This window comes from Staphylococcus sp. HMSC055A09, assembly GCF_001809655.1.
Classification (GTDB): domain Bacteria; phylum Bacillota; class Bacilli; order Staphylococcales; family Staphylococcaceae; genus Staphylococcus; species Staphylococcus capitis.
On the sequence record NZ_KV798369.1, the window covers coordinates 263,425 to 286,277 of the forward strand.

Below are 22,853 nucleotides of genomic sequence, written 5' to 3' on the forward strand. Positions count from 1 at the left end.
AATAATTATTAATAAAAATATGAGTTAATTTGCTTGCAATTTATTATACGCAATAGTACTATTGCAAGTGTAAAGAGGTTAATTTTTGTCCCAGGTGGGACTTAAAAAGTCAACCCATGGTTGTGAGTAGCCCCTCGATTACCTTTTTATAAAGATATAAGGAGGAAGGTAGTAGTGAAAGACTTAATAAAAGTTCAGCAAAAGCTCATACCTGACCTTGTTGACAAGATGTATCGACGTTTTTCGATTTTAACTACTATCTCTCAAAACCAACCAGTGGGTAGAAGAAGTTTAAGTGAACACATGGACATGACTGAAAGGGTCTTAAGATCTGAAACAGACATGTTGAAAAAGCAAGAATTAATTAAAGTTAAATCAACCGGTATGGAAATCACTCATGAAGGTACTGAAGTGTTATCGCAACTCAGTGATTACTTCAATGTTTATAGTGATGACCACAGAATGGCTAGAGCGATTAAAGAAAAGTTCAACATTAAAGATGTTCATGTCATTCCAGGTGATTCAGATTCGAATCAAACAGTTAAAAGAGAAATAGGAAGACAGGCTGGTCAGTTACTAGAAAGTATTTTATATGAAGATGCAATTGTTTCTGTAACTGGAGGATCCACGATGGCATACGTAAGTGAATCTATTCATTTACTACCATTTAATGTTTTCTTTGTTCCAGCTCGAGGTGGACTAGGTGAAAATATGGTCTACCAAGCAAATACTATTTCTTCTAGTATGGCTCAACAAGCTGGTGGATACTACACAACATTGTATGTACCAGATAATGTGAGTGAATCTACATATGACACTTTGATGTTAGAGCCATCAGTGATTCATACGTTAGATAAAATTAAACAAGCAAATGTTACAATTCACGGTATTGGTGATGCGCTGAAGATGGCGCATCGACGTCAATCACCAAAAGAAGTGATTGATAAACTTCAACATCATCAAGCCGTTGGAGAAGCTTTTGGATATTATTTTGATGCTCAAGGCAATGTGGTTCATAAAGTTAAAACGATTGGGCTACAATTAGAAGACCTTGAGAGTAAAGATTTTATCTTTGCTGTAGCAGGTGGACAATCTAAAGGAGAAGCAATTAAAGCTTATCTCTCTATTGCTCCAGACAATACTGTATTAATCACAGACGAAACTGCAGCGAAAGTTATTTTACAATAGTAATAAAAAGTTTAATACTTTTTAAATATCATTTTTAAAGGAGGCCATTATAATGGCAATTAAAGTAGCAATTAATGGTTTTGGTAGAATTGGTCGTTTAGCATTCAGAAGAATCCAAGATGTAGAAGGTCTTGAAGTAGTAGCAGTTAACGACTTAACAGATGACGAAATGTTAGCTCACTTATTAAAATACGACACTATGCAAGGTCGCTTCACTGGAGAAGTTGAAGTTATCGATGGTGGATTCCGTGTTAACGGTAAAGAAATTAAATCATTCGATGAACCAGATGCAAGCAAATTACCTTGGGGAGACCTAGACATCGACGTAGTATTAGAATGTACTGGTTTCTACACTGATAAAGATAAAGCACAAGCTCACATCGATGCAGGTGCTAAAAAAGTATTAATCTCTGCTCCAGCTACTGGTGATTTAAAAACAATCGTATTCAACACTAACCATGATGAATTAGATGGTTCTGAAACAGTTGTATCAGGTGCTTCATGTACTACTAACTCATTAGCACCAGTTGCAAAAGTTTTAAATGATGAGTTTGGTTTAGTAGAAGGTTTAATGACTACTATCCATGCTTATACTGGTGACCAAAATACTCAAGATGCTCCTCACAGAAAAGGCGACAAACGTCGTGCTCGTGCAGCAGCAGAAAACATTATCCCTAACTCTACAGGTGCTGCTAAAGCAATCGGTAAAGTTATTCCAGAAATCGACGGTAAATTAGACGGTGGAGCTCAACGTGTTCCAGTTGCTACAGGTTCATTAACTGAATTAACTGTAGTATTAGATAAACAAGATGTAACAGCTGATCAAGTAAATGAAGCAATGAAACAAGCTTCTGACGAATCATTTGGTTACACTGAAGATGAAATCGTATCTTCTGACGTTGTAGGTATGACTTACGGTTCATTATTCGATGCTACTCAAACTCGTGTAATGACTGTTGGTGACCGCCAATTAGTTAAAGTTGCAGCTTGGTACGACAATGAAATGTCTTATACTTCTCAATTAGTTCGTACATTAGCTCACTTAGCTGAACTTTCTAAATAATTGAAGCATAGTGTATAAGCACGTAATTCAAGTTATTTAAAGTACACATGTCGAGAGAGTAACTCTCTCAAACGTTCATAATTTGATTAGTGCTCTGTACTGTTTAATTAGATATATAAGCTTATGAGTAAGCGGGGAGCACAAACGCTTCTCCGCTTATTTTTATATAAAGTTTTCCTATTTAAAGGAGGAAATTAATAATGGCTAAAAAAATCGTTTCAGATTTAGATTTAAAAGGTAAAGTAGTTCTCGAACGTGCAGACTTTAATGTTCCGTTGAAAGATGGAGAAATCACTAATGATAACCGCATTGTTCAAGCGTTGCCAACGATTAAATACATTATTGAACAAGGTGGTAAATTAGTATTATTCTCTCACTTAGGTAAAGTGAAAGAAGAAAGTGATAAAGAAGGTTTATCTTTAAAACCAGTAGCAGATGATTTATCTAAAAAATTAGGTAAGGAAGTTACTTTCGTACCTGAAACACGTGGAGAAAAACTTGAAACTGCTATCAAAAATTTAAATGAAGGCGATGTATTATTAGTTGAGAATACTCGTTTTGAAGATATTGATGGTAAGAAAGAATCTAAAAATGATCCTGAATTAGGCAAATATTGGGCATCATTAGGTGATGTATTCGTTAACGATGCATTTGGTACAGCTCACCGTGAACACGCATCTAACGTAGGTATTTCTACTCATTTAGAAACAGCAGCTGGTTATTTAATGGAAAAAGAAATTAAATTTATTGGTGGAGTTGTTAACGACCCACACAAACCAGTTGTAGCTATCCTAGGTGGTGCCAAAGTTTCAGATAAAATTAATGTCATCAAAAACTTAGTTAATATCGCTGATAAAATTTTAATTGGTGGCGGTATGGCTTATACATTCATGAAAGCGCAAGGTAAAGAAATTGGTCTTTCGTTATTAGAAGAAGACAAAATTGACTTCGCTAAAGATTTATTAGAAAACAATGGCGATCAAATTGTCTTACCAGTAGATTGTAAGGTAGCTAAAGAATTCTCTAATGACGCGAAAATCACTGAAGTTTCAATTGATGATATCCCAGCTGATCAAGAAGCAATGGATATTGGTCCTAAAACTGTTGAACTATTTAATAAAGAATTACAAGGTGCACATACAGTAGTATGGAATGGACCTATGGGTGTATTTGAATTTAGTAACTTTGCAAAAGGTACGATCGGTGTATGTGAATCAATCGCTAACTTAAAAGATGCTACTACTATTATCGGTGGGGGTGATTCTGCAGCAGCAGCTATCTCACTAGGTTTCGAAGATGACTTTACTCATATTTCTACTGGTGGCGGTGCATCATTAGAATATTTAGAAGGAAAAGAATTACCAGGTATTAAAGCAATTAACGATAAATAATTGAATGAACCTCGCTCAGTTAAGGCGTAAGTTTTTAAATTTAATGATATGGGAAAAGGATGAATGAAAGCTTATATATGCTTTCTTTATCTGACTCATATGTCATCATTAAAATTTATTATCTTACAAATTTTTAAATTTAACACTAAATTATTAAGGAGTGTAATGAATGAGAACACCAATTATAGCCGGAAACTGGAAAATGAATAAAACAGTTCAAGAAGCTAAAGATTTCATAAATGAATTACCAACATTACCTGATCCTAAAGAAGTAGAATCAGTAATTTGTGCACCAACAATCCAATTAGATGCTTTAGTAACTGCTGTTAAAGAAGGTAAAGCACAAGGATTAAAAATCGGTGCTCAAAACGCATACTTCGAAGACAGTGGCGCATACACTGGTGAAACATCACCTGTAGCTTTAGCTGACTTAGGTGTTAAATATGTCGTGATTGGTCACTCAGAACGTCGTGATTATTTCCACGAAACTGATGAAGAAGTAAATAAAAAGGCTCACGCAATCTTTAATCATGGTATGACACCAATTATTTGTGTTGGTGAATCAGATGAAGAACGTGAAGCAGGTAAAGCAAATGAAGTAGTAGGTAATCAAGTTAAAAAAGCTGTTGAAGGCTTATCTGAAGATCAACTTAAAGAAGTAGTTATTGCTTATGAACCAATTTGGGCAATCGGCACTGGTAAATCTTCTACTTCAGAAGATGCTAATGAAATGTGCGCGCACGTTCGTAAAACATTAGCTGACTTATCAAGCCAAGATGTTGCTGAAGCAACACGTATTCAATATGGTGGTAGTGTTAAACCAAATAATATTAAAGAATATATGGCTCAATCAGATATTGATGGTGCATTAGTAGGTGGCGCATCATTAAAAGTTGAAGATTTCGTACAATTATTGGAAGGTGCAAAATAATTATGGCTAAAAAACCAACTGCCTTAATCATTTTAGATGGTTTTGCAAATCGTGAAAGTGAACATGGTAACGCTGTAAAATTAGCAAACAAGCCTAATTTTGATCGCTATTATGATAAATACCCAACTACACAAATTGAAGCGAGTGGTTTGGATGTAGGTCTTCCAGAAGGACAAATGGGTAACTCGGAAGTAGGTCACATGAATATTGGTGCAGGTCGCATTGTTTATCAAAGTTTAACTCGTATTAATAAATCTATCGAAGATGGGGATTTCTTTGAAAACGATGTATTAAATAACGCAGTTAAACATGTAAAAGATAATAATTCAGCACTACATGTATTTGGTCTATTATCTGATGGCGGTGTTCACAGTCACTATAAACATTTATTTGCAATCTTAGAATTAGCTAAAAAACAAGGTGTAGATAAAGTTTATGTTCATGCTTTCTTAGATGGACGTGACGTAGATCAAAAATCTGCACTAAAATATATTGAAGAAACTGAAGCTAAATTCAAAGAATTAGGCGTTGGCCAATTCGCTTCAGTATCAGGACGTTATTATGCGATGGACCGCGATAAACGTTGGGATCGTGAACAAAAAGCTTATAATGCTATCCGTAACTTCGAAGGTCCGACTTATGCTTCAGCCAAAGAAGGTGTGGAAGCTAATTACAACAATGATGTTACTGACGAATTCGTTGAACCATTTATCATTGATAATCAAAATAATGGTGTCAATGATGGTGACGCAGTTGTGTTCTATAACTTCCGTCCTGATAGAGCAGCTCAACTTTCAGAAATTTTCACTAATCAAGCATTTGATGGTTTCGAAGTTGAACAAGTTAAAGATTTATTCTATGCAACATTCACTAAATATAACGATGATGTAGACGCTGAAATCGTTTTTGAAAAAGTTGATTTACACAATACAATCGGGGAAGTTGCTCAAAATAATAACTTAAAACAACTACGTATTGCTGAAACTGAAAAGTATCCACATGTAACTTACTTTATGAGCGGTGGTCGTAACGATGAATTCGAAGGAGAGCGTCGTAGATTAATCGATTCTCCTAAAGTTGCGACATATGATTTAAAACCAGAAATGAGTGCTTATGAAGTTAAAGATGCTCTTTTAGAGGAATTAGATAAAGGCGATTTAGATTTAATTCTATTAAACTTTGCTAATCCTGACATGGTAGGACATAGTGGTATGCTTGAACCTACAATTAAGGCAATTGAAGCTGTAGATGAATGTCTAGGCGAAGTTGTTGATAAGATCCTTGAAATGGACGGTCATGCTATCATCACTGCTGACCATGGTAACTCTGATCAAGTGTTAACAGATGATGATGAACCAATGACTACGCACACTACAAATCCAGTTCCAGTAATTGTAACTAAAGAAGGCGTAACTTTACGTGAAACAGGACGTTTAGGAGATTTAGCTCCTACACTATTAGACTTGTTAAATGTAGAACAACCTTCTGATATGACTGGTGAATCATTAATTAATCACTAATACAGAATTTAGATGTTAAATTAAGGGAGGAAATTTAGTACTCCCGCATTTTACAACCTTGCTAATAAATTATTTTAATAAAATTATAAATAGGGCTATAATAGCTTTATAATATATTTAAAGGAGATATTAAACATGCCAATTATTACAGATGTTTACGCTCGCGAAGTCTTAGACTCACGTGGTAATCCAACAGTTGAAGTTGAAGTACTTACTGAAAGTGGTGCTTTCGGTCGTGCATTAGTACCATCAGGTGCTTCTACTGGTGAACACGAAGCAGTTGAATTACGTGATGGAGACAAATCACGTTATTTAGGAAAAGGTGTGACTAAAGCAGTAGAAAACGTTAATGAAATCATCGCACCAGAAATTGTTGAAGGTGAATTTTCAGTATTAGATCAAGTATCTATCGACAAAATGATGATTCAATTAGACGGTACAAATAATAAAGGTAAATTAGGCGCTAATGCTATTTTAGGTGTTTCAATCGCAGTAGCACGTGCAGCAGCTGACTTATTAGGTCAACCTTTATATAAATATTTAGGTGGATTCAATGGTAAACAATTACCAGTTCCAATGATGAACATCGTTAACGGTGGTTCACACTCTGATGCACCAATCGCTTTCCAAGAGTTTATGATTTTACCAGTTGGTGCTGAATCATTTAAAGAATCATTACGTTGGGGTGCTGAAATCTTCCACAACTTAAAATCTATCCTTAGTGAACGCGGTTTAGAAACTGCAGTTGGTGACGAAGGTGGATTCGCTCCTAAATTTGAAGGTACTGAAGATGCTGTTGAAACAATCATCAAAGCTATCGAAAAAGCTGGTTATAAACCAGGTGAAGATGTATTCTTAGGATTTGACTGTGCTTCTTCAGAATTCTATGAAAATGGTGTATATGATTACACTAAATTCGAAGGTGAACACGGTGCTAAACGTAGCGCAGCAGAACAAGTTGACTACTTAGAAGAATTAATTGGTAAATATCCAATCATCACTATCGAAGATGGTATGGATGAAAACGATTGGGAAGGTTGGAAGCAATTAACTGATCGTATCGGTGATAAAGTACAATTAGTAGGTGACGATTTATTCGTTACAAATACAGAAATCTTATCAAGAGGTATTGACCAAGGTATTGGTAACTCTATCTTAATTAAAGTTAACCAAATCGGTACTTTAACTGAAACATTTGAAGCAATTGAAATGGCTCAAAAAGCTGGTTACACAGCTGTAGTTTCACACCGTTCAGGTGAAACTGAAGATACTACTATTGCTGACATTGCAGTTGCTACTAACGCAGGTCAAATTAAAACTGGTTCATTATCAAGAACTGACCGTATTGCTAAGTATAATCAATTATTACGTATTGAAGATGAATTATACGAAACAGCTAAATTTGATGGAATTAAATCTTTCTACAATTTAGACAAATAATATCTCTAATATTAAATAAATGAGTTCACGCTTTAATCTTTAGGTTTCACGCCCTAAAGAACTTATAGACCCGTTACAGAGTTGAGGCTGTAATGGGTCTTTTTAATACTTTTATTACATCGTATCTCGTTTAATTTAACCCATTAAACTGATATAATAGTTAAAGTAATTTTAAAAAGGAGTACCATTATGGAAGATATAACAGATTCAAATGTTAGAGAAAAAAGATCTGGCCGCTTAATAGCAATGAGTTCTTTATTATTTTGTATTTTATTAATCATTCATCATTTTGTAGTTTTAGATGTAACAACCGCTAAATCATTGCTATCTTTAGCTGGTCAAAAGACTTCTGACACTGCAGTACATAATATTCTAAATAGTGATAGATATACAGGCGTAATGTACATTCTTGCATACTTAGCAGGAGTCGTGGCACTTTGGAATCGCCATCCATATTTATGGTGGTTTATGTTTGCTGTATATGTTTCTAATGCATTATTCACACTTGTTAATTTATACATGTTTGTTCAAGCCATTTTGGATGTTAAAAATGTTGTCGCAGTTTTACCTATACTCATTGTTGTAATTGGCTCTATTATTTTAGCGATTTATATGTTAGTTGTTTCGATAGCTAGAAAAAGTACTTTTAATAGATAGAAGTTTGATAACTCTATTAGAGATGTGTTATAATTCGTCTCGTATATAATGAACGGAGGACAATTTTTATGCATACATTAATCATCGTTTTATTAATTATAGATTGTATTGCATTAGTGACTGTTGTATTACTCCAAGAAGGTAAAAGTAATGGACTTTCAGGTGCTATTAGTGGTGGCGCGGAACAGTTATTTGGTAAACAAAAACAACGTGGCGTCGATTTATTCTTGCATAGATTAACAATTATTTTAGCTATTATTTTCTTCGTACTTATGTTCTGTATCAGTTACTTAGGTATGTAAGCCATAAGATAATGTATTAATGAAGTTAATGAATCTTAACCAAGTCTGATAGAAGATGTGATTAACAAGAACTATAATAACTCACAAATATTATCAGCCTGAGTCCGACGATATACTTGTCGGGCTTTTTTATTTTATAATGTATCATAATGATGTTTTTAATACCTATATATAAGGGAATAGTTCAAAGACGCTTAATAAGCATTATTGAAGTTCTTTTTATAATGAAAATTATGCTAATAGCAACCTGAAAGCAGACAAGATTAAATATAAAGAAATGAGTTCTCAATAAAAAAGGGAGAGGGATTCTAACCATGCAAATTAAACTACCAAGACCATTCTTTTTTGAAGAAGGAAAACGAGCTGTGTTATTATTACACGGTTTCACTGGCAACTCAGCTGATGTGAGACAATTAGGTCGTTATCTTCAGAAAAAGGGTTATACATCTTATGCACCTCAATATGAAGGGCATGCAGCACCGCCGGAGGAAATTTTAAAATCTAGCCCATATGTATGGTTTAAGGATGTTTTAGATGGTTATGACTACCTGGTTGAACAAGGCTATGATGAAATAGCAGTAGCAGGTTTATCACTAGGTGGGGTCTTCGCATTGAAATTAAGCTTAAATCGTGATGTGAAGGGTATTATAACGATGTGTGCTCCTATGGATGGCAAGACGGAAGACACTATTTATGATGGATTCCTTGATTATGCTCGTAATTTTAAAAAATATGAAGGCAAAGATCAGGAAACGATTGATAAAGAAATGAAAGACTTCCATCCTACTGAGACGCTTAAAGAACTTAGTGAAACTTTACTTCGTGGTAAAGAACAAGTAGACGAGGTTATTGAGCCTATTCTTGTTATACAAGCAGAACAAGATAAAATGATTGATCCTCAATCAGCGAATTATATATATGAACATGTTGATTCTGATGAAAAGGATATCAAATGGTATCATGAATCAGGACATGTAATTACAATTGATAAAGAAAAAGAACAAGTTTTTGAAGATGTATATCAATTTTTAGAATCATTAGATTGGACAGAATAATTAATTTAAAAGTAAGAAAGGAGGGGCATAATGAATTTAAAGCAATCCATCGAAGAAATAATTAAACAACCTGACTATGAACCCATGTCAGTGTCAGATTTTCAAGATGCGTTAGGTTTAAATAGTGCCGACTCATTTAGAGATTTAATTAAGGTGCTCGTTGAACTAGAACAAACGGGTTTAATCGAACGAACTAAGACAGATAGATATCAAAGGAAAGAATCAAGTAAGTCCAATTCTAAATTAATCAAAGGAACTTTAAGTCAGAATAAAAAAGGATTCGCTTTTCTTCGACCAGAAGATGATGAAATGGAAGATGTCTTCATTCCTCCAACTAAAATTAATCGAGCGCTAGATGGCGATACAGTAATTGTAGAACTTCAAAAATCTAGAGGAGAACATAAAGGTAAAGTTGAAGGTGAAGTTAAATCAATTGAGAAACATTCTGTCACTCAAGTGGTAGGAACATATAGTGAAGCAAAACATTTCGGTTTTGTTATTCCAGATGATAAACGAATTATGCAAGATATCTTCATTCCTAAAGGTCAAAGTTTAGGTGCTGTAGATGGACATAAAGTACTCGTTCAGATTACTAAATATGCTGATGGTACAGACAACCCAGAAGGTCATATTTCAGCAATACTAGGTCATAAAAATGATCCAGGTGTAGATATTTTATCTATCATTTACCAACATGGGATAGAAATTGAGTTTCCAGATAACGTGCTTAAAGAAGCGGAAGATGTTCCTGAAGAAATTGAACCATCTGAAATTGAAGGTCGTCGTGATTTAAGAAGTGATTTAACAATAACTATAGATGGTGCAGATGCTAAAGACTTGGATGATGCCATAGCAGTTAAGAAATTAAAGAATGGTAATACTGAATTGACTGTAAGTATCGCAGATGTAAGTTACTATGTGAAGGAAGATTCAGCTTTAGATAAGGAAGCATATGATAGAGCGACAAGCGTTTATTTAGTAGACCGAGTGATTCCAATGATTCCTCATCGTTTAAGTAATGGTATATGTTCATTGAATCCGGAAGTCGACCGCTTAACGTTAAGTTGTCGTATGGAAATTAATGCACGTGGCGAAGTCGTTAATCATGAAATATTTGATAGCGTGATTCATTCTAATTATCGTATGACTTATGATGCTGTAAATAAAATTATTACAGATCAAGATCCTCAAGTTCGTGCACAATATAAAGATTTGACGCCGATGCTTGATTTAGCGCAAGATTTATCTAATCGTTTAATCCAAATGCGACGTCGTCGTGGTGAAATTGACTTTGATATTAATGAAGCTAAAGTGCTAGTAAATGAAGAAGGTATTCCTACAGATGTTCAAATGCGTGAACGTGGTGAAGGTGAACGTTTAATTGAATCATTCATGCTAGCTGCTAATGAAACAGTGGCAGAGCATTTCAATAAAATGGAAGTACCATTTATCTATCGAGTACATGAGCAACCTAAGTCAGATCGCTTAAGACAATTCTTCGACTTTATTACTAATTTCGGTATTATGATTAAAGGTACTGGTGAAGATATTCATCCTACAACTTTACAAAACATTCAAGAAGAAGTTGAAGGTCGACCAGAGCAAATGGTTATTTCGACAATGATGTTGCGTTCAATGCAACAAGCGCATTATGACGATGTAAACCTTGGACATTTCGGCTTATCTGCCGAGTATTATACGCACTTTACATCTCCAATTCGTCGTTATCCTGATTTAACGGTGCATAGATTAATTCGTAAATATTTAATAGAGAACTCTATGGATAAAAAGGAATTACGACATTGGGAAGATACGTTGCCAGAACTTGCTGAACACACGTCTCAACGCGAGCGTCGTGCTATAGAGGCAGAACGTGATACAGATGAATTGAAGAAAGCTGAATATATGATTCAACATATTGGCGATGAATTTGAAGGTATCATTAGTTCAATTGCTAACTTTGGTATGTTTATTGAATTGCCTAATACAATTGAAGGTATGGTTCATATTGCTAATATGACTGATGATTACTATAATTTTGATGAACGCCAAATGGCTCTTATAGGTGAACGCCAAGCGAAGGTGTTCCGCATTGGTGATGAAGTGAAAGTCAAAGTCACTCATGTTGATGTAGACGAACGCATGATTGATTTTCAAATTGTGGGTATGCCTTTACCTAAAAATGATAAATCCCAACGTCCAGCACGTGGTAAAACAATTCAAGCAAAAACACGTGGTAAGTCATTAGATAAGTCTAAAGATGACAATAATGGCAAAGGCAATAAAAAGAAACGCAAGCAACGTAAAGGTAAGAATGCACGTAAAAAAGATAAACAAGGTAAAACAAATCATAAACCATTCTATAAAGATAAAAGCGTGAAAAAGAAATCACGCCGTAAGAAAAAATAGTCATCAAAGATGAGGTGAGTATGAATGGCTAAGAAAAAAACTAAATCACCAGGTACTTTAGCGGAGAATCGTAAAGCAAGACATGATTATAACATTGAAGATACGGTTGAAGCGGGTATTGCACTGCAAGGTACCGAAATCAAGTCTATACGACGTGGAAGTGCGAACTTGAAAGATAGTTATGCTCAAGTTAAACGTGGTGAAATGTATTTAAATAATATGCATATTGCTCCATATGAAGAAGGTAATAGATTTAATCATGATCCTTTACGTTCTCGTAAATTATTATTGCATAAGCGTGAAATTATTAAATTAGGAGAACGTACACGAGAAATTGGCTATTCTCTAATCCCATTAAAACTTTATTTAAAGCATGGACAATGTAAAGTTTTATTAGGCGTTGCACGAGGTAAGAAAATTCACGATAAACGTCAAGCTTTAAAAGATAAAGCGATGAAACGTGATGTCGATCGTGCGATAAAAGCCCGTTATTAAGCATGCGTATTGCTTAAACGGGTGCCATTTGGTATGATTAATGATGTTGTTATTTAAATGAATGACGCATATTGTCATACCAAATTGTTTGTATTATTATTTGTCATTAATATTATTTCGGGGGCGTTTTTGGATTCGACAGGGGTCCCTCGAGCACACTAAGCGTGTCGGAGGGTTGTCTCCGACATCAACACATTTCAGTAAATATAACTGACAAATCAAACAATAATTTCGCAGTAGCTGCGTAATAGTACACTGCATCGCCTAACAGCATCTCCTACGTGCTGTTAACGCGATTCAACCCTAGTAGGATATGCTAAACACTGCCGTTTGAAGTCTGTTTAGAAGAATACTAATCAAACTAGCATAATACTGGTTGTCTGTTGCTTACTATTATGCGAAATGAATCAATAGACTACACACGTAGAAAGGTGTGTATCAGGACCTCTGGACGCGGGTTCGAATCCCGCCGTCTCCATATGATTGAAACCCGCAGCCTATATGGTTGTGGGTTTTATTTTTTATACGTATTATTTTAATTAACTGTATTTTTAAAAGATTAGGGGAATTCATATGTCATTAACTAGAAGAAAAATTGAGAAAAAAGATTATCATAAGGTATTAGATATTTGGGAGAAGTCTGTAATTAGCACTCATGATTTTTTAAAAGAAAAAGATAGATTAGAGTTAAAACCTGAAATACCGAATTATTTAAATAATGTTGAAGCTTATTTTTGGTGTGATGACGATGAAATTATTGGATTTTCAGGTACAAACGACCAAAATCTAGAAATGTTGTTCATAGATCCTAAGTATTTTAGAAAGGGCTATGGAACTCAAATACTTCAAACTCTAATTCGTGAAGACCAAGTAAGATATGTAGAAGTTAATAAAGAGAATTATAACGCGGTTAAGTTCTATCAAAAGAATGGTTTTGAAAAATATAAAGAATCTCTAAAAGATCAACAAGGAAGAGATTATCCTATATATTATCTTAAGTTATAATTAAGTGATGCTTAAGTTCAATATAAATATTGAATGTGAATATTAAACGGAAAGTTTGATTTATTTGTAAAAAAGTCATGGATGCTAAGTAAAGGTATAGCATTCATGACTTTTTGTGATTCTAAAATCCTCTTTGGGTATTAGTATTTGTTTGTCCTTGTGAGTTATTCATGCTTTGGCTATTATTTGCAGATTGGTTGTTGCCAGTTGAATATTGTTGTTGATTATTCTGTGATGGTTGTTGTCTTTGGGAATTATTTTGTTGTGTATTGTTAGTTTGATTTTGTTGTTGGTTTTGTTGTTGGTTTTGTGAATTAGCTTGATTGTTATAAGAATTTTGGTTATTGCCGTTAGTATTGTTAGCGTTATTAGCATTATTATTTTGAGGTTGAGTTGAAGTATTGTTTGCTTGTGATGCGCTATTAGATGATTGTTGATTAGTTTGTTTATTTTTAGGTTTTGAATCCTTACTTTTTGAACTTTTATCTTTGCTTTTCTTACCTAATTTACTGTCTTTAATGTTATCTTTAGCGTTATTAACTTTTTTATCACCTTTTGAATCTTTTTTATCCGACTTTTTAGATTCCGTTTTTGAACTGTTTTTATCTGAATCTTTTTTATCTGAATGATCACTATGACTACATGCACTTAGCACTAAAAAGCTTGATAATAATACGGCAAAAAATTTCTTCATTAAATTTCACTCCTAAAATAATGATTTTATTGTGATAATTTTTCTTTACCCAAAATCGTTAAATCTAATTTAAAATTAATGTAAAATTTTAAAAGAGTTATTTGTATATGAAATAAAAAAGCCCCTCTATTGAAAGAGGGGAAGATAATTAATTATTTTTTGTTACCAAATAAACCTTTGAAGAATTCGATTGCTTTTTTGATTAAGTTAACGATGAACATTTGACTCACCTCCTATGTATTTGTTAGCTGTAGTATATTATTATTAGAGTAATTTTTGTTAATTATTTCAAAAGTAGTAAAAAATTATTCATAAATGTAGTTTTTTAGTATATATTTAATAACTTTGAATTCTTTTCTGTTAATTCTAAAAATTAATAACAAATTCATTCAATATTTATTATAAGGATACTAGGGATTTATTATATAAAAAAAGTACCCTTCAATAATGAAGGGCACCACTACTACTCAAAAATATTATTTACCAAATACGTCTTTAAAGAATTGAATTCCTTTTTTTAATAAATCAAAGATGAACATTTATAAGCACCTCCAATTAATTGATTATGTGTATATCATATAGCAAGTATTGGAGATTTTGGTGGTTAATGCGCAAATAATTATATATGGTTCTTTTGTGTGAAAAAATTAAAAATTGAGATAATTTTGAATTCCTAACTGTATAATTTTATTTAATTTCTACTTTAGCTACTTATTTTTGTGCAATTTAAAAAGTCACATTAACTATAACTTTATCTTTGTGATAATCATTTTATTTAATAGTTATGGTATATGTGATGATAAATAGTTATCTTTAAAAATTTGAAATATAAATTAATTTAAGAAATTCCTGGAAAAGACTTTACTTATTTCAAAATAAGCGTATAGTGAATGTTAAGTAATAAAGAACGTGAAGTTGATTGTGGAATTATTTTTATAGAATATTCTCTTTTAATTAATGGATTTGTTACAAATATTTAGTGCAACAGCACATGGAGGTATTCTATATGAATAACGGTACAGTTAAATGGTTTAATTCAGAAAAAGGCTTTGGATTCATCGAAAGAGAAAATGGCGGGGACGTATTCGTTCATTTCTCAGCAATCGTAGAAGACGGTTATAAGTCTTTAGAAGAAGGTCAAAACGTTGAATTCGACATTGTTGAAGGCGAACGTGGTGAACAAGCAGCGAACGTTGTTAAAATGTAATTAAAAGTTTTAAAGCCCTCTTAGGAGGGCTTTTTTTGTAAGATGGTATCCTTAATCTAATAAAATGCTAAAATATATAAACCAGTAAATTTTCAATATAAATAAGTATAAGGAGAAATACATGCATAAAGCAAAAATGATATTGAATGAAGTACCAACGATGTTGAAGTCATTGAAGAACATTTTCAATATTATCAATGGGAATAAAGATTACTATAATCCAAAAATTGATATGAAAAAAGAAGATGATAATCTTAATGGGAAAAAAATTATCTTTTTAGGGTCTTCTATAACTTATGGTGCGGCTTCGAAAGGAATCTCTTTTGTTGAATATCTCACAACAGAATATGAAGTAAAAGGAATCAAAGAGGCTAAATCAGGCACAACATTAGCTGGGAAAAATGTAAATAGTTATTTAAATCGACTCAGAAAGTTAAATTTTGTGAATACTAAAATTGATGCTGTTGTAATACAGTTATCTACGAATGATGCAAGATTTGGTTATGAAATTGGTGAAATGAGTCAGTCTTTTGACCTTGAAAGTTTTGATACTGAGACGACATTAGGTGCGATTGAATATATTATTAAGTATGTTCATACTAAATGGCATTGTCCAATCATCTTTTATACCTGTATTAGAGAAAATGATCTAACTTATAAGCAGTTAGTTAATCATCTTTATCCACTTAAAACAAAATGGGATATACATATTATTGATATTTTTAATAATGATGAAATTAATAAATTAGCTGAAAGTGATAAAGAAATGATGGCAGATGATTCACATCCAACCAAAAAAGGGTACCGTTATTTATATACACCTATCTTAGTAAAACAATTAGATGAGATATTATAAAAAAAGCTGCATATCGCAGCTTTTTTAATTTCTTATTTATATAGGCCCAAAGTGATATCCTTTTTGAATTATTTTGTCTTCATTATAAAAAAATCGCCTGTACAGCGCTTTAATAATGACGAAAATTAAAGTCTGTACGGCGACAACAAGAAGTAATGTTAAACACTCACAGAGTGCAACACATATAGAGTACCATAAAACTATATTTATGGCTATTTTATTAGTTTGACAATAATAAAATAATTATTAAAGTTCTGTTAACATAAATTGATAATTCATTAAATATAGAATTATCGCAATTTTTAAAGATTACGTATTGTTGTTATCAAATATACAAATTTCTTCTTGTTCTAGGCTTACTGAAACATATAAATGACTGTCATAAATATTCACATCATTTTCATTAGATAAGTTAATTTCAGCAAGTATTTTAAATGCACCATTATCTAATGGTTCTACAATTGATAATTCACCCTCATTTTTTTGAATTAAAAATTTGCGATTTGAATGATTATCAATTTTCCAATTATCCATTAAAAATCACCTTACTAAAAATACTAACCAAAGCTTTTTTCAATTTCTGTAAAAGCTTTGGTAGTTAATTTAATATTATAAATCGTTTGATCTTCAATATCACCTTCAAGATAGCCATCTTCTATAAGTACTTTACAGTTATGAATAAAATCTTCATATTCACGGTCACAGAAATAATCATCTTGAGTAGTTATAGAATCTTTGAAGTCGTTAGATTGTTCTTCAGATAATCCTTCATTTGAACGTTCCATATATAATTTATAAAACTTTGCGACTGTATATTTTTGTTCTTTAGTTAATTCATCCATATATTAATCCCTCCACACAAAATACATATCACTTTATACCCTAGATACGTACTTGTAGAAACGCTGAAAAAAATGATTTTTAATAAAAATTTTTATATGTAGGTAGAAGGTCATTTGAGTTTATTTTGCTTTTTTTATACCTTTTTCTACAGCGTTCGCAAACTTATAAAAATCTCTAGTATATTTTTTAGGATTACCTCGCGTTGTTTTATCTAATTTATGATGTTTGAAAAATTCCTCGCGCTGTGCAGTGGTCAATTCGAGTTGTACTCCTGAATCTGTATCATTTTTATTTACAAAATTATCATCAGATTGCGCATTAATTTCTTTCGGACTCTCTTTAACGGTAAAATCTTTCTTACGTAATGCCTTCGCAATCGCTTTTGCCATTTTAGTATCTTTTCCACCTATATACACGATAGGGTCATCTCCAGAAGAACCATGAATTGAAATTGTCTCATTCGATTTTTCTAACATATTAATTAATTTCGGTTCATCGTAATTCGTTGAAGTCACGTGAAGTTGATCATTATTATGTTTACGTAAACCTTCAAAAGAATAAAAGTTATATTTACCTACGTTCGATACACGTCTTGCAAGTTCTGTTGTACCTGGTTCTATTCCACCACCGTGAATGGCTGTAAGTAAAATATTATTATCCTTTCTATGTTTCGTCACAATTCTCCAATCCTTGTTTTTAGTGGTATTCTTTTTTAATTCTTCAAAATCACTATAGCGATCGCTTGAAGGTTTAGAAGCTGATTTTCTAGTGTTATAGAAAATCAAAACCACTACTATGATAGTGATGACAATTAACGCTATAGCTAAATAATAAAGTATGGAATATAGACTGCCTTTATTGCTCATTATATCTCCTTTGTTTTCAATAATTTAACTCATAAATGATAACAATGATTTTATTAAATAAACAAGTATTTCATCTTTTATTTTCTATATAAAAATAATTGAACTTACTTTAATAGGGTAAACAATTATTGTTAATTCAATGTATTTTTTATTTTAAAAATAATTTACGAAGGTGATAAAGTGGAGGACATTCAGATTAAAAGTGCTCAATCAAGTGACAAAGAAGGAGGAAGATTAACTCATTTAGCCATTGATGAAATGGCAACAGTTATTTTAGGAGAGACATCGAATGAACGATTAAATAAACAGTTACAGCAATTATGGCAAAAGAAGGGTAACCGATTTAGTCATGATATTTCTTATGTAGCAAAAGAAGAGGGACAAGTTTTAGGTGCTATAACTTGTACCTCATTAGTCAAATTAGAAAAATCAATGTTTCAAACTGTGCTTGAAATCATCAAAATGAAAAAATTGAAATCATTAAAAATTATTTTATCCAATTTCAAAAAGATATATTCTCTAATTACAATGGATGAAGGAGAGAAAGATGAATTTCATGTGAGTATGCTTGCAACTCTCCCGAAAGCCAGAGGTAAGGGCGTTGGTACGAAATTATTAAAATTTGCTGAACGTCTTGCTATCAATGATGGTTTTGACAAAATTTCATTAACAGTAGTTCAAGATAATAAGAAAGCTCTAAGCGTCTATAAAAAATTCGGTTTTTCGATTGTAGGAGAAATCAATCAATCGCCATTTTATTTATTTAAGATGAGAAAGAATCTTTAGTGAAAGTTCTAAGTGATATCCAAACTAAAGCGATATTTTCTAAAAATATTATGAATTAATTAAATAATTAGATTGTTTTCACACTCCCTTAACAATAATGTGCTATTTTATAATAAAGGGATGTGATGTTGTTATGGATAAAGAATTATTAAGAAGATATTTGAATGATGATAGTTTTAAAGCAGTCGCGGTGGTCGTTGGAAATAAGAAAATCGTATTGGAGAATGATATTCACGTCGATTATGAAAATGAGATTATCATCTATCCGCTTAAGAATTGCACACGAATTATCCCATTTAGCTCTATTTCTTATTTAGACCTTTTAGATAGAAATGAGCAATTCGTTAACTATTTTAAAGAAGTTTAATTTTATAAAAACCCTCCTTAAACAATAGGTTATTCATTTACCTTAACTATTGTCTGGAGGGTTTAATTTTTAATATTTTTAACTAACTTTAAACGATAGTCATGTGTAAAATTATCTTTTAATGCATATGGTGAAATGATGTATAATCCATGATCACTTACAGCATTTTTATCTACACCGTATTTGTAAGCTTGATAAATTATTTTAGTGCAATAAGTGAATTTTTGACTTTTCAAATTTAGCGTAACGAGATATCGGCTATCACTATTTTCGTAATTACGTTTTACCCAATTTGCTGCTTTTTGACCAGCATCTGGTTTTACACTACGATACACTTTTATCCAATCGTCTTTTCCAGTACCGAAACGCCGTTGATATGATTCAAATGATTCGGTTATAGGTTGATCACCAGGGCCTTCAATTTGAAGCACAGTATCTTCATCTATGGCTATACTTGAATGGCCGAAGAACCCGAATAATACAGGGCCTTTAGTAATGATAATGTCGCCCGGTTTAAGTTTAAATTCTTTAGTGTCTATGCTTTCATAAGATTCTTTATCTTTATTGAAGACGTTTATTGAAAATAAAATTAAAAGTACTATAACCAAAGTTATAAATAGAATGGTAAGTTTATATTTAGTTTTCATTTATAGTGAAAACTCCTTCATTAAATATACTAAATTAATTATTATATTAAATGACTCTATATGTAAAATAAACTTCATTTTCAAAAATAAAAAAGCTAAGTCAAAATTAATGACTTAGCTAAAAATCAACATTAGCATGAGCTAACTGAATTCAAAGGCGAATTGCAATTAATATCCGCTCTACTAAAAAAGGTTACAATCCGAAAATGAGTGTGTATATAAGCATAGCAAATCCAAAAATCAAGAATATTACAGTAAATCCTAAATAAGATTCTTTTCTTTCTTCTTTCTTAGTCTTAAGCATAATTGTTAAAATAATAGCTCCAGCGACAATAAATATAATTGCTAGCCATAACAATATTTGAAAATGCAAACTCACAATGATTCCCTCCTTATCTCAGTGTTACTTAATTACAAGAAGTCGTAAAAAATAGGATAAATATAGTAAAGTGCTAATACTATATTTATGAAAAATATAATTTCGCTTAGCAAATCAGTGTAAATAATAGCTATTATTAGACTAGTGAATAAAGCGACGCCACAAATACATAATCCTGGTATCAACCATAATTGATTATCAACATTTGCGTTATAAGTTATAAGCACATTAAAGGCTATAAATAATATGGTCAATAAAATATTAATCACATTTATACTAAATATTTTCATAGGTGGCCACCTCATTAGACACGTATAGCATAAAGTCTTTTACATACTATAATATCATTAATTACTCACAGGTAAATCAATTACTTTTAATTATATACAATTTACATTTTAATTTACTCATACTCATAAGATATTGTAAAACAAATGAATTAGAAAGTTTACTAAATTTGTAAATGATGAAGTATTTTGTGAGAGTTTTGGACTCATTTAGGTCATGAAAAGTTAATTGTATTTAAGAGTAAATGATTACTAAATAAGAAACCAATAAAGATTATGAAATATTTTAAATGTAATTATATGTGATGAATTTTAAAAGAGCATAATAAAAAAAGTGCAAAAGTAAAATTTTGCACATAGACAATCTCGAGTAATTTGGTATGATAAAGAGTAATACTATATAACTTAGCTATTAATAAGTGGAAAAGGGGTTGAGGTGGAATGACTTTTTATGATTTTATTTTAGGTTTTATAAATGATGATACACCTTTAGGTAGTTTAGCAAATTATATTTTAGATGATATTCATTTTCCCCGTGAAGAAAAAAACAATAAAGCCATTCGTGCATACGTGCTTGATCACTATAGAGACCATCAGTTAATTGAAAGTACGAATAGAGCAATTAGTTTATATAAATTAATTTGAGTAATACCAATTATGAGTATTAAGCGCTTCCCATACATCTTTAGTCTTGAAATTAACTTCGTTATTTCTTATAGAAAAAGGTTCAATAAGATCTTTGTCTAACCATGCATTAATCAATTCTTTTGGAACGCCATCTAATAACATATCAGTTTTACTAATAATAAAACATTCCCAGTCTAACGAAACTGAATTAGGATTTACATAATTGCATTGATTATGACTATCCATAATAGACACTCCTTTAGTAAATGTAAATCTGATGTTAAGTTATACCCATACTCACAAATTTAAAACAATTTAATATGCAGATAAGCAAATATGTATATTATTAGAAGTCGTTTACATCTCATTTTCATAATGATTAAATGAATATTGAAATAGAAATTGTATAGAATGCTAAATAGTAAAAGTAAGTCATTGTAGTGAAGAGGTGTTTATTATGACTAAAACATTATATTTAATGAGACATGGTCAAACAGTTTTCAATTTAAAAGGAAGAATTCAAGGTGCGAGTGATTCGCCATTAACAACATTAGGGGTTAGGCAGGCTCAGTCTGCTAAAGGTTATTTTGAAAAGCATCATATTACATTTGATACAATAGTATCGTCATCACAAGAACGTGCCTGTGAAACTCTTGAAAATGCAGTGCCTAACCAAAATTATAAAAGATTAAAAGGTATTAAAGAATGGGGTTTTGGTTTATTTGAAGGAGAGAGTATTGAGTTATTAAAGGCAATTAAAAAGCCTGAGAATTTATATGGTGATTATGTAGTACCCTTTGGTGGTGAATCAAAATCTGAGGTTGAATCCAGAGTTTATGAAACACTTGAGGATGTCGTCGCTAATCAAACTAATCAAACAGCTTTGGCAGTAAGCCATGGTAGTACGATCGGTTTATTTATTAGAAAGGTGTTAGGTAATCAAGAGGGTAGTACTTATGATATCGGTAATTGTCATATCTTAAAATTTGAATATGATGATAATCAATTTAAATTCATAGAAATCATTGATCCTACAAACTAAAAATAATAAGCTCAAGTCCTTAAATAGCTATATTATGGGCTTGAGCTTATTTGTACTAAAAAAGAAGTTGACACAATTTTTTAATGATTAAAATTGCAACAGCTATAATGATAATGCAAGATAACTTGTTTATCACAACTAATAATTTACCTGATTTATCGATTCTTCCCACTGATTTACCTAATAAAGCTAAGAAGATAAACCAAATCCATGAAACAAATATACATGTTAAAGTAAAAGCGAATTTGTTATTTCCTTCGTAAGCGGACGCACTTGTACCTATAACGCCAATAGTATCCATAATTGCATGTGGATTTAATAAAGAGACAGATAAAGCAAAACTTATTTGTTTTGTTGTAGATAGTCCACCTTCTTGTTTAATAGGATCGGGCGTTTCATTCCAAAGCGTCCATGCCATATAAAGCAGAAAAATAAGTCCAATAATGTAGATTACGATTTGTAAAAGAGGTAGTGACATTAATACTAAAGAAACACCGATAACCGCTAAGCTAATTAGTATAGAATCACATATTCCTGCTGTAATAACTGCTGGGAAGGCTTTAATTAGCTTAGATTGATTTGCTCCTTGATTAAAAACGAAAACATTTTGTGCGCCTAAGGGTAAGATTAACCCTATAGCTAAGAGAAAACCGTGTATTACTGCTTCGCTCATAAAGGGGATCACCAGCCTTTAAAGATTGAAAATTCTGATAATTTAAGCTAATTATAACTTTTAAAAATAATAATGTCTAACACTTATGTATATTTATAAAAACTAAATCATAGCGGAAACATA

Annotated in this window: 28 protein-coding genes and 1 other RNA gene; 19 read left to right on the top strand and 10 right to left on the bottom strand. The window is 31.9% G+C overall.

What is annotated here, in order from left to right; translation table 11 throughout:
- Window positions 1-174 precede the first annotated feature (174 nt).
- The 13 genes from HMPREF2642_RS06845 (at window position 175) to HMPREF2642_RS06905 (ending at window position 13,456) form a co-directional block, all read left to right on the top strand.
- Window positions 175-1,188, top strand: a complete 1,014-nt coding sequence (locus HMPREF2642_RS06845; protein WP_030061186.1) for a sugar-binding transcriptional regulator — start codon at window positions 175-177, stop codon at window positions 1,186-1,188.
- A gap of 52 nt (window positions 1,189-1,240) precedes the next feature.
- A complete protein-coding gene (gap, locus tag HMPREF2642_RS06850) occupies window positions 1,241-2,251 on the top strand; it encodes a type I glyceraldehyde-3-phosphate dehydrogenase (RefSeq protein WP_002432992.1) in 1,011 nt (336 codons plus the stop codon).
- 200 nt (window positions 2,252-2,451) lie between these two features.
- Complete coding sequence (gene pgk / locus HMPREF2642_RS06855) at window positions 2,452-3,642, top strand: phosphoglycerate kinase (protein WP_002433372.1); 1,191 nt, start codon at window positions 2,452-2,454, stop codon at window positions 3,640-3,642.
- Window positions 3,643-3,811: 169 nt separating this feature from the next.
- Entirely contained in the window at window positions 3,812-4,573 is a 762-nt protein-coding gene (gene tpiA, locus HMPREF2642_RS06860) for a triose-phosphate isomerase (RefSeq protein WP_023350645.1), read from the top strand.
- A 2-nt stretch (window positions 4,574-4,575) separates the two neighbouring features.
- Window positions 4,576-6,093, top strand: a complete 1,518-nt coding sequence (gpmI, locus tag HMPREF2642_RS06865) for a 2,3-bisphosphoglycerate-independent phosphoglycerate mutase (protein WP_002433081.1) — start codon at window positions 4,576-4,578, stop codon at window positions 6,091-6,093.
- Between the two features lie 135 nt (window positions 6,094-6,228).
- The gene (eno, locus tag HMPREF2642_RS06870; RefSeq protein ID WP_002432982.1) at window positions 6,229-7,533 is read left to right on the top strand and encodes a surface-displayed alpha-enolase; all 1,305 of its coding nucleotides are present in this window, start codon (window positions 6,229-6,231) and stop codon (window positions 7,531-7,533) included.
- Window positions 7,534-7,731: 198 nt separating this feature from the next.
- Window positions 7,732-8,190, top strand: coding sequence for a hypothetical protein (locus HMPREF2642_RS06875; RefSeq protein ID WP_030061190.1), 459 nt, complete (start codon window positions 7,732-7,734; stop codon window positions 8,188-8,190).
- A gap of 68 nt (window positions 8,191-8,258) precedes the next feature.
- Window positions 8,259-8,492 carry a preprotein translocase subunit SecG gene (secG, locus tag HMPREF2642_RS06880; protein WP_002433475.1) on the top strand — a complete coding sequence of 78 codons (234 nt, stop codon included), beginning with the start codon at window positions 8,259-8,261 and terminating at the stop codon, window positions 8,490-8,492.
- A gap of 314 nt (window positions 8,493-8,806) precedes the next feature.
- The gene (locus tag HMPREF2642_RS06885) at window positions 8,807-9,547 is read left to right on the top strand and encodes an alpha/beta hydrolase (protein ID WP_002433145.1); all 741 of its coding nucleotides are present in this window, start codon (window positions 8,807-8,809) and stop codon (window positions 9,545-9,547) included.
- Between the two features lie 30 nt (window positions 9,548-9,577).
- Complete coding sequence (gene rnr, locus HMPREF2642_RS06890) at window positions 9,578-11,956, top strand: ribonuclease R (protein WP_070597742.1); 2,379 nt, start codon at window positions 9,578-9,580, stop codon at window positions 11,954-11,956.
- Window positions 11,957-11,980: 24 nt separating this feature from the next.
- Complete coding sequence (gene smpB / locus HMPREF2642_RS06895) at window positions 11,981-12,451, top strand: SsrA-binding protein SmpB (protein WP_002433363.1); 471 nt, start codon at window positions 11,981-11,983, stop codon at window positions 12,449-12,451.
- Window positions 12,452-12,570: 119 nt separating this feature from the next.
- Window positions 12,571-12,932: a transfer-messenger RNA gene (gene ssrA / locus HMPREF2642_RS06900) on the top strand.
- A gap of 92 nt (window positions 12,933-13,024) precedes the next feature.
- On the top strand, window positions 13,025-13,456 hold the full coding sequence (locus HMPREF2642_RS06905; RefSeq protein ID WP_030061194.1) for a GNAT family N-acetyltransferase: 432 nt from the start codon (window positions 13,025-13,027) through the stop codon (window positions 13,454-13,456).
- A 121-nt stretch (window positions 13,457-13,577) separates the two neighbouring features.
- Here HMPREF2642_RS06905 and HMPREF2642_RS06910 read toward each other — a convergent pair whose 3' ends face one another.
- On the bottom strand, window positions 13,578-14,150 hold the full coding sequence (locus HMPREF2642_RS06910; protein WP_030061196.1) for a hypothetical protein: 573 nt from the start codon (window positions 14,148-14,150) through the stop codon (window positions 13,578-13,580).
- Window positions 14,151-14,302: 152 nt separating this feature from the next.
- A complete protein-coding gene (locus tag HMPREF2642_RS11945; protein WP_095658921.1) occupies window positions 14,303-14,371 on the bottom strand; it encodes an epsilon family phenol-soluble modulin in 69 nt (22 codons plus the stop codon).
- Window positions 14,372-15,156: 785 nt separating this feature from the next.
- On the opposite strand from HMPREF2642_RS11945, the gene HMPREF2642_RS06915 reads away from it, so the two are divergent.
- Window positions 15,157-15,357 (top strand): cold-shock protein, encoded by a 201-nt coding sequence (locus HMPREF2642_RS06915; RefSeq protein WP_002433447.1) that lies wholly within the window; start codon window positions 15,157-15,159, stop codon window positions 15,355-15,357.
- A 121-nt stretch (window positions 15,358-15,478) separates the two neighbouring features.
- Window positions 15,479-16,213 (top strand): SGNH/GDSL hydrolase family protein, encoded by a 735-nt coding sequence (locus HMPREF2642_RS06920; protein WP_030064980.1) that lies wholly within the window; start codon window positions 15,479-15,481, stop codon window positions 16,211-16,213.
- 309 nt (window positions 16,214-16,522) lie between these two features.
- On the opposite strand, the gene HMPREF2642_RS06925 is transcribed toward HMPREF2642_RS06920, so the two are convergent.
- The 3 genes from HMPREF2642_RS06925 to HMPREF2642_RS06935 all read right to left on the bottom strand — a co-directional run bounded on the left by HMPREF2642_RS06925 (window position 16,523) and on the right by HMPREF2642_RS06935 (window position 17,922).
- On the bottom strand, window positions 16,523-16,747 hold the full coding sequence (locus HMPREF2642_RS06925; protein ID WP_002433282.1) for a hypothetical protein: 225 nt from the start codon (window positions 16,745-16,747) through the stop codon (window positions 16,523-16,525).
- A 23-nt stretch (window positions 16,748-16,770) separates the two neighbouring features.
- On the bottom strand, window positions 16,771-17,055 hold the full coding sequence (locus HMPREF2642_RS06930; protein WP_030064982.1) for a hypothetical protein: 285 nt from the start codon (window positions 17,053-17,055) through the stop codon (window positions 16,771-16,773).
- A gap of 120 nt (window positions 17,056-17,175) precedes the next feature.
- A complete protein-coding gene (locus HMPREF2642_RS06935; RefSeq protein WP_023350637.1) occupies window positions 17,176-17,922 on the bottom strand; it encodes a poly-gamma-glutamate hydrolase family protein in 747 nt (248 codons plus the stop codon).
- A gap of 180 nt (window positions 17,923-18,102) precedes the next feature.
- On the opposite strand from HMPREF2642_RS06935, the gene HMPREF2642_RS06940 reads away from it, so the two are divergent.
- Both HMPREF2642_RS06940 and HMPREF2642_RS06945 read left to right on the top strand, forming a co-directional pair.
- A complete protein-coding gene (locus HMPREF2642_RS06940; protein ID WP_070597743.1) occupies window positions 18,103-18,708 on the top strand; it encodes a GNAT family N-acetyltransferase in 606 nt (201 codons plus the stop codon).
- 133 nt (window positions 18,709-18,841) lie between these two features.
- Window positions 18,842-19,075, top strand: a complete 234-nt coding sequence (locus tag HMPREF2642_RS06945; protein ID WP_002433190.1) for a hypothetical protein — start codon at window positions 18,842-18,844, stop codon at window positions 19,073-19,075.
- A gap of 62 nt (window positions 19,076-19,137) precedes the next feature.
- Here the strand turns inward: HMPREF2642_RS06945 and lnsA are convergent, their stop codons facing one another.
- The 3 genes from lnsA to tsaA all read right to left on the bottom strand — a co-directional run bounded on the left by lnsA (window position 19,138) and on the right by tsaA (window position 20,391).
- Window positions 19,138-19,722: a lipoprotein N-acylation protein LnsA gene (gene lnsA / locus HMPREF2642_RS06950; protein WP_030064984.1), complete on the bottom strand. Its 585-nt coding sequence runs from the start codon at window positions 19,720-19,722 to the stop codon at window positions 19,138-19,140.
- Window positions 19,723-19,915: 193 nt separating this feature from the next.
- Entirely contained in the window at window positions 19,916-20,101 is a 186-nt protein-coding gene (gene tsaT / locus HMPREF2642_RS06955; RefSeq protein ID WP_002433387.1) for a type II toxin-antitoxin system toxin TsaT, read from the bottom strand.
- Window positions 20,102-20,133: 32 nt separating this feature from the next.
- Entirely contained in the window at window positions 20,134-20,391 is a 258-nt protein-coding gene (tsaA, locus tag HMPREF2642_RS11845; RefSeq protein WP_023350634.1) for a type II toxin-antitoxin system antitoxin TsaA, read from the bottom strand.
- A 438-nt stretch (window positions 20,392-20,829) separates the two neighbouring features.
- Between tsaA and HMPREF2642_RS06965 the strand changes: the two genes are divergently transcribed.
- Window positions 20,830-21,033, top strand: a complete 204-nt coding sequence (locus HMPREF2642_RS06965) for a sterile alpha motif-like domain-containing protein (RefSeq protein ID WP_002432976.1) — start codon at window positions 20,830-20,832, stop codon at window positions 21,031-21,033.
- Here the strand turns inward: HMPREF2642_RS06965 and HMPREF2642_RS06970 are convergent.
- Window positions 21,025-21,261: a hypothetical protein gene (locus HMPREF2642_RS06970; protein WP_002433110.1), complete on the bottom strand. Its 237-nt coding sequence runs from the start codon at window positions 21,259-21,261 to the stop codon at window positions 21,025-21,027. The genes HMPREF2642_RS06965 and HMPREF2642_RS06970 overlap by 9 nt on opposite strands.
- A gap of 211 nt (window positions 21,262-21,472) precedes the next feature.
- Between HMPREF2642_RS06970 and HMPREF2642_RS06975 the strand changes: the two genes are divergently transcribed.
- Entirely contained in the window at window positions 21,473-22,057 is a 585-nt protein-coding gene (locus HMPREF2642_RS06975) for a histidine phosphatase family protein (RefSeq protein WP_023350633.1), read from the top strand.
- A 55-nt stretch (window positions 22,058-22,112) separates the two neighbouring features.
- Here HMPREF2642_RS06975 and HMPREF2642_RS06980 read toward each other — a convergent pair whose 3' ends face one another.
- On the bottom strand, window positions 22,113-22,730 hold the full coding sequence (locus HMPREF2642_RS06980) for a LysE/ArgO family amino acid transporter (protein WP_030064988.1): 618 nt from the start codon (window positions 22,728-22,730) through the stop codon (window positions 22,113-22,115).
- Between the last annotated feature and the right edge of the window lie 123 nt (window positions 22,731-22,853).